Annotated in this window: 12 protein-coding genes and 1 pseudogene; 3 read left to right on the top strand and 10 right to left on the bottom strand. The window is 67.5% G+C overall.

Annotation, left to right across the window (positions count from 1 at the left end; genetic code table 11):
- The first annotated feature begins 70 nt into the window (after positions 1–70).
- Entirely contained in the window at positions 71–1,045 is a 975-nt protein-coding gene (locus J8I82_RS00550) for an NADPH:quinone oxidoreductase family protein (protein WP_063238131.1), read from the top strand.
- A gap of 200 nt (positions 1,046–1,245) precedes the next feature.
- Here J8I82_RS00550 and J8I82_RS00545 read toward each other — a convergent pair whose 3' ends face one another.
- Positions 1,246–2,304: a porin gene (locus J8I82_RS00545; RefSeq protein ID WP_209753789.1), complete on the bottom strand. Its 1,059-nt coding sequence runs from the start codon at positions 2,302–2,304 to the stop codon at positions 1,246–1,248.
- 247 nt (positions 2,305–2,551) lie between these two features.
- On the opposite strand from J8I82_RS00545, the gene J8I82_RS00540 reads away from it, so the two are divergent.
- The gene (locus J8I82_RS00540) at positions 2,552–3,229 is read left to right on the top strand and encodes a response regulator (protein WP_209753788.1); all 678 of its coding nucleotides are present in this window, start codon (positions 2,552–2,554) and stop codon (positions 3,227–3,229) included.
- A 20-nt stretch (positions 3,230–3,249) separates the two neighbouring features.
- A pseudogene (locus J8I82_RS39325) lies at positions 3,250–4,620 on the top strand (sensor histidine kinase); the annotation flags it as partial.
- 70 nt (positions 4,621–4,690) lie between these two features.
- On the opposite strand, the gene J8I82_RS00530 reads toward J8I82_RS39325, so the two are convergent.
- The 9 genes from J8I82_RS00530 to J8I82_RS00490 all read right to left on the bottom strand — a co-directional run bounded on the left by J8I82_RS00530 (position 4,691) and on the right by J8I82_RS00490 (position 13,093).
- Positions 4,691–5,482 (bottom strand): ABC transporter permease, encoded by a 792-nt coding sequence (locus tag J8I82_RS00530; RefSeq protein ID WP_209753787.1) that lies wholly within the window; start codon positions 5,480–5,482, stop codon positions 4,691–4,693.
- 41 nt (positions 5,483–5,523) lie between these two features.
- Positions 5,524–6,336, bottom strand: a complete 813-nt coding sequence (locus tag J8I82_RS00525; protein ID WP_209753786.1) for an ABC transporter ATP-binding protein — start codon at positions 6,334–6,336, stop codon at positions 5,524–5,526.
- 116 nt (positions 6,337–6,452) lie between these two features.
- Entirely contained in the window at positions 6,453–7,496 is a 1,044-nt protein-coding gene (locus J8I82_RS00520; protein WP_209753785.1) for an ABC transporter substrate-binding protein, read from the bottom strand.
- 229 nt (positions 7,497–7,725) lie between these two features.
- Positions 7,726–8,757, bottom strand: a complete 1,032-nt coding sequence (locus tag J8I82_RS00515; protein ID WP_209753784.1) for a Bug family tripartite tricarboxylate transporter substrate binding protein — start codon at positions 8,755–8,757, stop codon at positions 7,726–7,728.
- Positions 8,758–8,807: 50 nt separating this feature from the next.
- Positions 8,808–9,776 (bottom strand): hydroxymethylglutaryl-CoA lyase, encoded by a 969-nt coding sequence (locus tag J8I82_RS00510; RefSeq protein WP_209753783.1) that lies wholly within the window; start codon positions 9,774–9,776, stop codon positions 8,808–8,810.
- On the bottom strand, positions 9,773–10,969 hold the full coding sequence (locus J8I82_RS00505) for a CaiB/BaiF CoA transferase family protein (protein WP_209753782.1): 1,197 nt from the start codon (positions 10,967–10,969) through the stop codon (positions 9,773–9,775). Before J8I82_RS00505 ends, J8I82_RS00510 begins: the two co-directional genes overlap by 4 nt.
- A gap of 183 nt (positions 10,970–11,152) precedes the next feature.
- Positions 11,153–12,058 carry a LysR family transcriptional regulator gene (locus tag J8I82_RS00500; RefSeq protein ID WP_209753781.1) on the bottom strand — a complete coding sequence of 302 codons (906 nt, stop codon included), beginning with the start codon at positions 12,056–12,058 and terminating at the stop codon, positions 11,153–11,155.
- 67 nt (positions 12,059–12,125) lie between these two features.
- Positions 12,126–12,740, bottom strand: a complete 615-nt coding sequence (gene recR / locus J8I82_RS00495) for a recombination mediator RecR (protein WP_116322039.1) — start codon at positions 12,738–12,740, stop codon at positions 12,126–12,128.
- A 20-nt stretch (positions 12,741–12,760) separates the two neighbouring features.
- Entirely contained in the window at positions 12,761–13,093 is a 333-nt protein-coding gene (locus J8I82_RS00490) for a YbaB/EbfC family nucleoid-associated protein (RefSeq protein ID WP_012353187.1), read from the bottom strand.
- Positions 13,094–13,137: the final 44 nt, after the last annotated feature.

The following is a 13,137-nucleotide window of genomic DNA, read 5'->3' as shown; positions in this document are numbered from 1 at the left end:
CTACACTTGCCCTGCCCGCCCGCATAAGCTTGACTGGCGCGGAATGCCACACATATCGAACGGAGACAAGATGAAAGCCGTACTGTGCAAAGCCTGGGGCCCCCCTGATTCGCTGACCGTGGAAACCCTGCCTGACCTGGTGCCGGGCGCCGGCGAAGTGGTCATCGACGTGAAGGCGGCCGCCGTCAACTTCCCGGATGTGCTCATCATCCAGAACAAATACCAGGCCAAGCCTGCCCTGCCGTTCAGCCCCGGCTCCGAACTGGCCGGCGTGGTCAATGCGGTGGGCGAAGGCGTCACCCACGTCAAGCCGGGCGACAAGGTCATCGCCTACCTCGGCAACGGCGCGTTTGCCACGCAGGCCAAGGCGCCCGCCGCCTCGGTGGTGCCGATGCCGCCGGGGATCGACTTCGAGACCGCCGCGGCCTTCACGCTGACCTACGGCACTTCCCACCATGCGGTGATCGACCGCGGCGAGCTGAAGGCGGGCCAGACCATGCTCGTGCTGGGCGCGGCCGGGGGCGTGGGCATCGCGGCGATCGAGATCGGCAAGGCCATCGGCGCACGCGTGATCGCCGCCGCATCGACCGACGAAAAGCTGGCGGTGTGCAAGGAGCATGGTGCCGATGCGCTGATCAACTACAGCACCGAAGACCTGCGCGAGCGCGTCAAGGCGCTGACCGACGGCAAGGGCCCGGATGTCGTCTACGACCCGGTAGGCGGCATCTATGCCGAGCCGGCGTTCCGCTCGATCGGCTGGCGCGGCCGCTACCTGGTGGTGGGATTTGCCAATGGCGAGATCCCGAGGCTGCCGCTGAACCTGGCGCTGCTCAAGGGCGCATCGCTGGTGGGCGTGTTCTGGGGCGACTTCGTGCGCCGCGAGCCCAAGGCCAACCAGGCCAACATGGCGCAGATGCTGGGCTGGATGAAAGAAGGCAAGATCCGCCCGCATATCTCGGCGCGTTATCCGCTGGAACAGGCACCGCAGGCACTGAAGGACATGGAAGCGCGCAAGGTGACCGGCAAGATCGTGATCGTGCCATGATCGTGTCATGCGTGCCGTGAAGCACGCATCAGGCGGCGGGCGCCCTGCCGGCCGCCAATAAAAGAAGGGCGCAGGACGTGCGGCAACGCCCTGCGCCCGCTGAGGCAACGCGCCTCAAGCTGCCTGCCGTCCTTGTCGGCGTACACCCCTACGCCAGGGCGGCAGGCAGTTCCCAATCGTCAGCCGGCAAGTCTCTCCCGTCAGAAGCGGTGCTGCAGGCCAGCCATCACGCCGGTCTGGTTGCTGGCATAGCCGACCAGGTCGCGCGACACGCTGACGTTCTGCCCATTGCGGGCCTCCGCATAGCCGACCGACAGGTAGGCCAGCGTGCGCTTGGACAGTGCGTACTGGCCGCGCAGCGAGAACAGGATCGGGTCGGCATTGTTGCCGCCCTTGATGTTCTGCTTGTAGACCGCGCCGTACAGCGTGAACGCCGGCGTGAAGTCGTAGCTCGCGCCGCCCCAGTACATGTCGCTGCGGTCGTCCGGCGCGCCGGTGGTAAAGGTACGCTTGTAGTTGCGGTAGCCGGCGAACAGCTTGAGGTCGCCGAAGGCATAGCTGGCGCCGGCGTGGATGCCCTGGATGTAGTCGGTGCTGTCGGCCGGCGTGGTGCTGGTGCCGGCACCGTTCTGGCGGTCCCATGTCGCCGCCGCGGCGAACTTGCCGGCGTTGTAGCCGACGCCGAGCGCGTACTTTGACGAACTCTTGAAATCGCCCGCCACTTCGCCCAGCGCGACGGTCGCGCCCAGCTTCAGGCCGCCGAAGCTGCCGTCATAGCGGATCGCATTGGACGCGCGCGAGAACAGGCCGTCCTTGCGGCCGCCGGTGGCGGTCGACGACGTGGCCCACGAATAGGCCGGCGCATAGCCCATCGGGTCGAACGGCAGCATGAAGTCGTAGGTGGTGGTGAAGGTGCGGCCCAGCACCACCTGGCCATACCGGCTCGACAGCCCCACGGTGGCGCGGCGGTCGAACAGCGTGTTGTCGCTATCCAGCCGGCCGGTATCGATGGCGATGCCGCTTTCCAGGTTGAAGATGGCCTTGAGCCCGCCGCCCAGGTCTTCGCTGCCGCGGATACCCCAGCGCGACGTGTTCTTGCCGCCCGAGGTCAGCTTCACCGCCGACCCGTCCGGGCCGGCATGGCTGACGTATTCGATGCCGGCGTCCACCAGCCCGTACAGGGTCACGCTCGACTGGGCGGATGCCGACCCGGCTGCAGCCAGTCCCATCGTCGCGATTGCCATGGCCGTACGCTTCATGCTGTCTCCTTCGTTTGAGTGCTTGTTGTGGTCTTGATGCTGGAACGGGGCGGATGGTAGGCGACGCGCACTTTCAGTTCGCTTTCGGAGTCGGGGCGATTCGCGCGTGCCGGCCTCGGCCGGGGTTGGGGGTTTCCCTAGCTTCTAAGGCGCAGCGGATCGATGTATCAGTCTGGCCTTGGCCATCCGGCCGGATAGCCGTGCCGTCTTGCCAATCTCTTCGCCCTATTCCAGTTCCACCCGTTCCATGCGTATCCTGCTTGCCGAAGACAATGTGATGCTGGCCAACTCGCTGAACCAGGCTCTGGGCCAGGCCGGCTTCACGGTCGACTGCATGCACGACGGCCGCAGCGCGGACAGCCTGCTGTGCACCCAGGACTACGCCCTGCTGATCCTGGACCTCGGCCTGCCCGGACTCGACGGGCTGGAGGTGCTGCGCCGCCTGCGCCAGCGCCGCAACCCGCTGCCGGTGCTGATCCTGACCGCGCATGGCTCGGTGGAGGACCGCGTGCGCGGCCTCGACCTTGGCGCCGACGACTACCTGGCCAAGCCGTTCGACCTGTCCGAACTGGAGGCGCGCGCCCGTGCGCTGATCCGCCGCAGCCACGGGCATGACAGCACGCAGCTGGCGTTCGGCCCGCTCCACTACGACAGCATCAGCCGCGCCTTCACGCTGCACGGCGAACTGCTGGCCCTGACCGGGCGCGAGCGCGCCGTGCTGGAAGTGCTGATGCTGCGCGACGGTCGCGCGGTCAACAAGGCGGCGCTGTCGGAGAAGATCTATGGCATCGACGAATCGGTGAACCCGGACGCGATCGAGATCTACGTGCACCGGCTGCGCAAGAAGCTCGACGGCAGCGGCGTGGCCATCATCACGCTGCGCGGACTTGGCTACCTGCTCGAGTCGCGGCCGACGTCGGCCTGATCGGCCCGGGATCCGCCACGATGAAGATCCTGCGCCAGCCGCCCAGCCTGCGGCTGCAGCTGTCGCTGTGGCTGCTGGTGCCGCTGATGGGCCTGCTCGCCTTCGATGCGTGGCTGACGTACCAGCGCGCCATGTCGGCCGCGCATACCGCCTTCGACCGCACGCTGGAAGCCTCGCTGCGCGCCATGCGCGAAGGCATCCGTCTGCGCGAGGGGCGGCTCGACGTGGACCTGCCCAACCTCGCGCTGGAACTGTTCGACGACCAGGCCGGCCCGCACATCTACTACCGCGTCCGCGACGAAGACGGCGCCACCGTGACCGGCTACGAGGACCTGCCGATGCCCGCCAGGGCACCGCTGCAGCTCTACCGCACCGTGTTCTACGACACCGTGTTCCGCGAACAGCCGCTGCGCATGGCGGCGCAGCCCCTGCCGGTCCACGACATCAGCACGGCACGCACGCGGCTGGTGTGGGTGCTGGTCGGCGAAACCATCGAGCCGCGCCAGCTGCTGGCGCGCGACATCCTGATCGGCTCGCTGCTGCAGGAGCTGATGCTGGTGACGCTGGCGCTGGCCATCGTCTGGTTCGGCGTGCGGCGCGGGCTGCGGCCGCTGCACCAGCTCTCCGACGCGGTCGCCCGCCGCGGCACGCAGCTCGATCCGATCGAGCAGAAGGACCTGCCTGCCGAGATGAAGCCGCTGGTGCAGGCGCTCAACCAGTACATGGCGCGGCTATACCGCATGGTACAGGCGCGCAAGCGCTTCTTTGCCGATGCCGCGCACCAGCTCAAGACACCGCTGGCGATCATCCAGGCGCAATCTGAACTGGCATTGCGCGAACGCGATGGCGAACGCGTGCGCGAGCACATGCGGCTGCTGCACGGCACCGTGCGGCATGCGTCCAAGGGCGTGCAGCAGCTGTTGTCCCTATCGCGGCTGGAGCCGGACGCGGGCTACGCGCCGGCGCTGCGGCCGGTGCGGCTCGATACATTGGCCCAGGCCGTAGCGCTGGAGTGGGCACCGGTGGCGCGCGGCGGCGAGGTCGACCTGGGATTCGAGCAGAACGGACCGGTGCAGCTCGACGGACAGGCCGAGCTGCTGCAGGAGCTGACCGGCAACCTGATCGACAATGCGATCCGCTATGCGGGCCGTGGCGCGGTGGTCACGGTGCGCGTTGCACTGACGGCCGGCGCGCCGGTGCTGCAGGTGGTGGACAACGGTCCAGGCATTGCGACTGCCGAGCGGGATGCGGTGTTCCGCCGCTTTTATCGCGGCGAGAGCGGACAGTCCGCGGAAGGCACCGGACTGGGCCTGCCGATCGTGCGCGAAATCGCCCGGCTGCACGGCGCCAGCGTGGCGCTGTCAGAGACGCCAGGTGGCGGGCTGACCGCCTCGGTCTGCTTCGGCGTGGCGGAGGACCAAAACGAGGACCAAAACGAGGACGAGGGCGAGGCCGGCCCGCTTACAGCTTCTCCGTCTCCCCGCTCCTCGGCTGCCACTTCATCAGCCGCTTCTCGCCGATGCCGACCATCCAGTCCAGCATCAGCGCAAACGCCGTCAGCACCACGATGCCGGCGAACACCGTGTTGATGTCGAAGGTGCCCTCGGCCTGCAGGATCAGGTAGCCCACGCCGCGCGCCGAGCCCAGGTACTCGCCCACCACCGCACCGACAAAGGCCAGTCCCACCGAGGTGTGCAGCGACGAAAACACCCAGCTGGTCGCGCTCGGCAGGTACACATGGCGCAGCAGCTGATGCTGGTTGGCGCCCAGCATGCGCGCGTTGGCGAGCACCACCGGGCTCACTTCCTTGACGCCCTGGTAGACATTGAAGAAGACGATAAAGAACACCAGCGTCACCGCCAGCGCCACCTTCGACCAGATCCCCAGGCCGAACCACACCGCGAAGATCGGCGCCAGAATCACGCGCGGCATCGAGTTCATCGCCTTGACGTAGGGATCCAGGATTGCCGACGTCATCGGGCTCAGCGCCAGCCACAAGCCCACGCCGAGGCCCGCCAGCGTGCCGATGCCGAAGGCCAGCACAGTCTCGAGCAGCGTCACGCCCAGGTGCAGGTAGATATCGCGCTCGATGAAGAACCAGTTCCAGATCCGCTGCGCGACCATCAGCGGTTCGCCGAAGAAGAAGGCAACCTGCTGCGAGCGCGTGGCGATGTGCCAGACGCCCAGGATCACCACCAGCACCAGCAGCTGCCAGACGCGCAGCATACCTTTGGAGTCGTTACGGAATGCCATCGGGATTGGTTGTCGTTGTGATGACGTTGCAATGGGCGGGCTCAGGCCACCTTGCGCTGCTGCGCATAGCCCTTGAGCACTTCCTCGCGCAGCACGTCCCAGATCGCGGCGTGCAGTTGGACGAAGCGCGGATGGTTGCGGATCTCGGCCACGTCGCGCGGCCGCGGCAGGTCGATGGCGAACTCGCCGATGGGATGCGTGGCCGGGCCTGCCGACAACACCACCACGCGGTCGCTCATGGCGATGGCCTCGTCGAGGTCGTGCGTGATGAACAGCACGGCCTTGCGCCTGGCGGCCCACAGGTCCAGCACCTCGTTCTCCATCAGCTGCCGCGTCTGGATATCGAGCGCCGAGAACGGTTCGTCCATCAGGATGATGTCCGGGTCCAGCACCAGCGTCTGCGCCAGCGCCACGCGCTTGCGCATGCCCCCGGAAAGCTGATGCGGATAACGGTCGCCGAAGCCGCCCAGGCCCACACGGCGCAGCCAGTCCTCGCCCTGCCGCACGGCCTCGGCGCGCGCCACGCCGCGGAACTCGAGCCCGGCGACGACGTTGTCGAGCGCGCTGCGCCACGGCATCAGCGCCTCGGTCTGGAACATGTAGCCAGCGCGCCGGTTGATGCCGCGCAGCGGCTCGCCGAACACCCGTATCTCGCCGCTGGAAGGCTCCAGCAGGCCGGCGCCGACGTTCAGCAGCGTCGACTTGCCGCAGCCAGTGGGGCCGACCACCGAGACGAACTCGCCCGGCTGGATCGACAGCGTGACGTCCTTGACCGCGGTATAGCGCTGGCTGCGGTCATCGCGCGAGACAAAGGTGCAGGTGACCTTGTCGAGGGAAAGTGCGGGAATACTCATGATGCACCGTGTCGTTCGCCGTCCGTGCCGCCGGCGAGTGATAAGGAAATGTCTGCCGCTGCCGCAAAGCAAAGGCCCGCTGCGGGCAGCGGGCCGATGTCGTCGGCGATGCGGTCTTACTTGTACTTGGCGTTGGCCTTCTGCACGAAGGCGTTGGTATAGGTCTCTTCCAGCTTGACCGGCTTGCCCTTGAGTTCGGCGTCGAACTGCTGCAGCGTGTTCAGCGCGGTGCGCGGACCATCGGCCGGCATGGTGCCGTCCGGCGAGATCGCTTCCTTGACCTTGTCCCACGCGGCCAGGTACAGCGCGCGATCGCCCAGCAGGTAGCTTTCCGGCACGGTCTTGACGATGTCCGACGGGCCCGCCTTCTGCAGCCACTTCAGCGCGCGCACCATGGCATTGGTCAGCGCCTGCGTGGTATTGGGGTTCTGCTGGATAAAGGCCTGCGACGCATACAGGCAGCCCGACGGCATGTTGCCGCCGAACACCGCCTGCGTGTCCTTGAGCGTGCGCGTATCCGAAACGACGCGCACCTCGTTCTTCTGCGTCAGCATCGAGATCACCGGGTCGAGGTTGGCCATCGCATCGATCTGGCCCGAACGCATCGCAGCCACGGCGCCGGCGCTGGCGCCCACGCCGATGAACGACACGTCGGACGGCTTCAGGCCGTGCTTGGCCAGCACGAAGTTGGCCATCATGTTGGTCGACGACCCGGGCGCGGTCACGCCGATCTTCTTGCCCTTCAGGTCGGCAATCGACTTGAAGTTGGGCATGGTCTTGTTCGACACCACCAGCACGATCTGCGGCGCCCGGCCTTGCAGCACGAATTCCTGGTAGCGCTGGCCCTTGGCCTGCAGGTTGATGGTGTGCTCGTAGGCGCCCGAGACCACGTCGGCGCTGCCGCCCACCACGGCCTGAAGCGCCTTGGCGCCGCCGGCGAAGTCGACGATCTCGACGTCCAGGCCTTCGTCCTTGAAGTAGCCCTGGCGCTCGGCGATGGTCAGCGGCAGGTAGTAGAACAGGTTCTTGCCGCCGACCGCGATGGTGACCTTGGCCTTCTCTGGCTTGCCCTGCGCCTGCGCATGGCCGAAGGTGAACCAGCCGGCCAGGAACAGCGCCAGCGCGATCAGGAACTGCTTCCAGAATTTCTTGTTATACATGCTTGTCTCCTACCCGTTTCCAGTCCGTTTACTGTCCGTTTGGATCCGGACGGCGATGCGCGAAAACACGGCGTGCCGCCGTGCGGCAAGTTGCGATGCTACCGGGTGGATGGAGGGTCCGCATCGGTATCTATACCTAGGCTGGCTGCCGGTGTGCTCCCCTCTCCCATAAATGGGAGAGGGGAGACGACATTGGCAGCTTGGACTTGTCAGCGACCCGAGACGTCGCTTATTCGGCGTGGATATCGGCGGACTTGATCACCTTGCCCCAGCGCGCCAGTTCCGCCTTCTGGTACTGCGCCAGCTGCTGCGGGTTCATGTACTTCGCCTCCGCGCCCAGTTCCTCCGCCTTCTTGCGGAAGGCTTCGGTACGCATGACCTTCTCGATCTCGCCGGTGAGCTTGTCGACCACGGCCTTGGGCGTGCCCGCCGGCGCATACATCGCGAACCACGATGACACGTCGAGGTCGGGGTAGCCAGCCTCGGGCGCCGACGGCACGTCCTTCAGGCTGGGCAGGCGCGTCTTGCTGGTCACCACCAGCGGCCGCAGCTTGCCCGCGGCAATATGGCCCATCAGCGGCGGCGGCGTGGTCATGGTCAGGTCAACCGTGCCGCCCAGCAGGTCGGTGATGGCCGGCCCGGTGCCCTTGTACGGAACGTGCGCGATCTTTGTACCGGCCATCTGGTTCAGCAGCTCGGTCGAGACGTGCTGCAGCGAACCGTTGCCCGACGACGCGTAGTTGAGCTTGTCCGGGTTGGCCTTGGCATACGCGACCAGTTCCTTCAGCGACTTGACCGGCAGGCTCTGGCGCACCACCAGCACCTGCGGGGCCGACAGGATATTGGCCACCGGCGCGAAGTCCTTGACCGGGTCCCACGACAGGTTCTTCATCAGCAGCGGCGTGATCACGTGGAAGCCCGAGTACTGCAGCATCAGCGTGTAGCCGTCCGGCTTGGCGCGCGCCACCAGTTGCGCGGCGATGCCACCGTTGCCGCCGGGCTTGTTGTCGACCACAACCGGCTGGCCGAGCGCCTTGGACAGCGGCTCCGAAATCATCCGTGCCGCGATGTCGGTGGTGCCGCCTGCCGCGGCGGATACCACCAGCGTGACCGGGCGGCTGGGATAGGCGTCCTGCGCCAGCGCGGAAGGTGCCAGCCATGCGGCACCGAGAGCCGCCAGCGTGGCGGCGACGGCCTTGCGCCGGCTAGCAAAAGTGGTGGTGGCGGGCCTGGCGGCGTTGCGTTGAATGGCTTGCTTCATGAGGGTCTCCATTTGTATTGCCAATGTCTTGTTGTTGTCCGGGTGCGGCACTAGGCGTGCGCCGCGAAATGCTCCGCCATCCATGCCGGCGGCTGGTGCGTGCGCAGGCGCGGGCCGGCGCTGAGCAACTGGCTGTGGATGTCGCGGCCGACCAGGGCGGGCAGGCCTGCCACCGCGTCGAGCAGCGCACCGAGGCTGACTCCGGTCTGCACACCCATGCAGTCGAACATGTGGACCAGGTCCTCGGTGCTGACGTTGCCGCTGGCACCGGGAGCGTACGGGCAGCCGCCGAGGCCGCCGGCAGCCGCGTCGAAGCGGGTCACGCCGGTCTCCCATGCCGCCAGCGCATTGGCCAGGCCCATGCCGCGCGTGTTGTGCAGGTGGATGGTCAGGCCGGTGCCTGGCAGCGTCGCCTGGAACCGCTCGCACAGCGCGGCCACTTGCGTGGGATAGGCCATGCCGGTGGTGTCGCACAGCGTGATGCCCGCCGCGCCGGCTTCGGCGAAGCTCGTGGCCAGCGCCATCACTGCGTCGGCCTCGACCTCGCCCTCGAAGGGGCAGCCGAACACCGTCGACAGCGAGATGTTGACCGGCACGCCGGCCGTGTTGGCGGCGTCGATCATCGCCAGCAACTGCGCCTGCGATTGCTCGCGCGTCATGCGCAGATTGGCGCGGTTGTGCGTCTCGCTGGCCGACATCACCAGGTTGACCTCGTCCGGCCGGCACGACAGCGCGCGTTCCAGGCCACGCAGGTTGGGCACCAGCACGGTGTAGCGCACGCCGGGGAAGCGCTGGATCTGGTGCATCACCGCTTCGGCATCTGCCAGCGCGGGGATGGCGCGTGCCGACGTGAACGAAGTGGCTTCGATGCGGGCGAAGCCGCACGCCGACAGCGCGTCGACGAAGGCAACCTTGCCGTCGGTAGGCACCACCACCGGCTCGATCTGCAGGCCGTCGCGCGGCGCGACTTCATTGATTTCGACGCGGACCGGGCCGCGCAGCCGGGCGGCGGCGCTCATGCGATCACCTTGCGCACGCGCAGGTCGGCAATGGCGGCATCGTCGAAGCCCGCCTGCTTCAGCACTGCATCGGTATGCTCGCCCAGCGTGGGCGCACGGTCATGGATGCCGCCCGGACTGGCCGACAGCCTGGGCACCACGCCCGGCACTTCCACGGTCAGGCCGCCGGCCGAGGTCACCGACTCGATCACGCCGCGGGCGCGGTAGTGCGGGTCTTCGGCAATGTCCTTGACGGTATAGATGCGGCCCGACGGCACTTGCGCCTCGCGCAGCACGGCCAGCACCGATTCCACCGTCTGCGTGCGGGTCCAGTCGGCGATGGCGGCATCGATCTCGTCGACGCGTTTCACGCGGCCGTCGTTCTGGGCCAGCGCCGGGTCATCCGCCAGGTCGGGCCGGCCAATGGCCAGCATCATGCGCCTGAAGATGGCATCGCCGTTAGCCGCCACCAGCACGTATTCGCCGCTGCTGCAGGGGTAGGCATTGGACGGGGCGATGCCGGGCAGCGCCCCGCCGGCGGGCTGGCGCACCGCGCCGAAGGCGGAGTATTCCGGCAGCAGGCTTTCGCTCAGGTTGAACAGCGACTCATACAGGGCCACGTCGATCACCTGGCCTTCGCCGCCGCGCGCATCGCGCTGGTACAGCGCCAGCAGCACGCCCATGGCGCCGTGCAGCCCGGCGATGGTGTCGCCCAGGGACAATCCGGCGCGCACCGGCGCGCGGCCCGGCTCGCCGGTCAGGTGACGCAGTCCCGCCATGGCCTCGGCCACCGCGGCAAAGCCCGGCTCGTCCTTCTTGGGGCCGGTCTGGCCGTAGCCCGACACACGCAGCATGATCAGGCGCGGGTTGTCGGCATGCAGCACGTCCCAGCCCAGGCCCCACTTTTCCATGGTGCCGGGGCGGAAGTTCTCGATCAGCACATCGGCCTCGGCGGCCAGCTTGCGCACCAGCGCCTGCCCTTCCGGCTGGCGCAGGTCGATGCAGATCGATTCCTTGTTGCGCGATTGAGCCTCCCACCACACCGACGTGCCCTCATGCAGCATGCGCCATTTGCGCAGCGGATCGCCCTGCCCGGGCGGCTCTACCTTGATGATGTGGGCGCCGAAATCGGCCAGGGTCTTCGCGGCAAAGGGTCCGGCGATAAGTTGTCCAAGTTCGAGGACGCGGATGCCCTCGAGGATCTGTTGCGCCATGGCGTGTCTCCGTGCAATGCGGGGGATTTGTTGCGCTGCGAAATTTCGATCCATGGGATCGATACCGCCGCGTCTGTCATTGGCACGGAGTGTGCCCCAGCCAGGGGCGAGCCGGAATCGGCAATCGGAGAAGCGGGTTTTCTCGGAACGCGAAAGGCTCCGGGGGGCCTGGCGCCCGAGGCGTCAGAACGGCGCCCTATCCCCGCACAAATGGGTGATCAGCAGCCGCGCCGACACCGTCAGGCCCGCCGGATCGCGCAGGCCGATCAGCAGCGAGCGGCGCGCCCACGCATCCTGCAGCGACACCAGCGACAAACCCATCGACTTGACGTGCGGCTCGGCGGCGATGCGCGGCAGCACACCCACGCCGAGACCGGCCATCACCATGCGGCACATGGCGTCGAAGCTGCGCACCTGGATGCGCAGCCGGAAGGGCCGGTCGAGCCGGCTGCTTTCCTCGAGCAACCGCGCCGCCAGCGAGGTTTCCTGCGGCAGGCTGACGAAATCGAATTCGAGCGTATCGGCGTAGCGCACCGGGCCGCGCGCCGCCAGCGGATGGTTGGGCGGCGTGATGATGACCAGCTCGTCCTGCCGGTACTCGACCGTCATCAGCCCCGCCGCCGGCGTGCGGTCGGCAAAGATGCCGACATCGGCGCGGTTCTCCACCAGCGCGGCGACGATGTCGCGGCTGTTCTGTTCTTCCAGCTCGATGCGGATGGTGGGATGGCGCTGCATGAACGACGCCAGGTCGTCCGGCAGGAACTGCGTGATCGCCGACGTGTTGGCGCAGACGCGCACCTGCCCGCGCACGCCGGAGGCATAGTCGGACATCACGCCGGCCATGCGCTCCACGTCCTGCAGGATGGTCAGCGCATGGTGGAAGCAGGCCTGCCCGGCTTCGGTCAGCTGCACCCCGGCGGCATGGCGGAAAAACAGCGGCGCGCCCACGGCGGTCTCAAGGTCCGAGATGCGCTTGCTGGCGGCCGCCACGGCCAGGTGCGACTGGCGCGCGCCGGCCGAGATGCTGCCCTGCCGTGCCACGGCGACGAACAAGCCAAGCGTGACGAGATCGAAGCGGGCCAGGTTCATGGGGCAGGCAGGGACGCGGAAGAATCCGGGAAGCGGGGCGCGGGCGTGCCGCCCCGCGCGGCCGGGATCAGAGGTTGCGGCGGTCCATCACCGCGCGCGCGATGGTGCCGGCATCAACATATTCCAGCTCGCCGCCGACCGGCACGCCGCGCGCCAGGCGCGACACCTTGAGGCCGCGCGCCTTCAGCATTTCGCCGATGTAGTGGGCGGTGGCCTCGCCCTCGCTGGTGAAGTTGGTGGCGACGATGACTTCGCCGACCGGCCCGCCCAGCTCCGGCTCGGTGGCGCGTGCCAGCAGCCGGTCCAGGTGGATTTCGCGCGGACCGATACCGTCCAGCGGAGACAGCCGGCCCATGAGCACGAAGTACTTGCCGCGGTAAGTCAGCGTCTGCTCGATCATGACCTGGTCGGCCGGCGTTTCCACCACGCACAGCAGCGCGGCGTCGCGGCGGTCATCCAGGCAGGTCTCGCAGATTTCCTGCTCGGTGAAGGTGTTGCAGCGCTGGCAGTGGCGGATATGGTCGGCCGCGCCGCGCAGCGCGTCGCCCAGCTTGCGCGCGCCCTCGCGGTCGTGCTGCAGCAGGTGGTACGCCATGCGCTGGGCCGACTTCGGCCCGACGCCCGGCAGCACCCGCAGCGCCTCGACCAGTGCCTGCAGCGAAGTCGGCGCGGAACCCTTCACACCCGCTTTCACGCTTGCCTTCAGAACGGCAGCTTGAAGCCCGGGGGCAGCGGCAGGCCCGAGGTCATCGAGCCCATCTTTTCCTGCGTGGTGGCTTCGGCCTTGCGCACGGCGTCGTTGAAGGCGGCGGCAACCAGGTCTTCCAGCAGGTCCTTGTCCTCGCCCTCGGCCAGCAGGCTGGGGTCGATGGTGACGCGCTTGACGTCGTTCTTGCAGGTCATGACCACCTTGACGAGACCGGCGCCGGACTGGCCCTCGACCTCGATCTGGGCCAGCTGCTCCTGCATCTTCTTCATGTTTTCCTGCATCTGCTGGGCTTGCTTCATCAGCCCGGCGAGTTGACCTTTCATCATGATGGAACGCTCCTGGATTCGGTAAGAAATTCGGTGGTGGAAAT

It is taken from the genome of Cupriavidus consociatus (assembly GCF_017814975.1).
GTDB classification, from domain to species: domain Bacteria; phylum Pseudomonadota; class Gammaproteobacteria; order Burkholderiales; family Burkholderiaceae; genus Cupriavidus; species Cupriavidus consociatus.
This window is presented reverse-complemented; position numbering and strand designations above follow the sequence as displayed.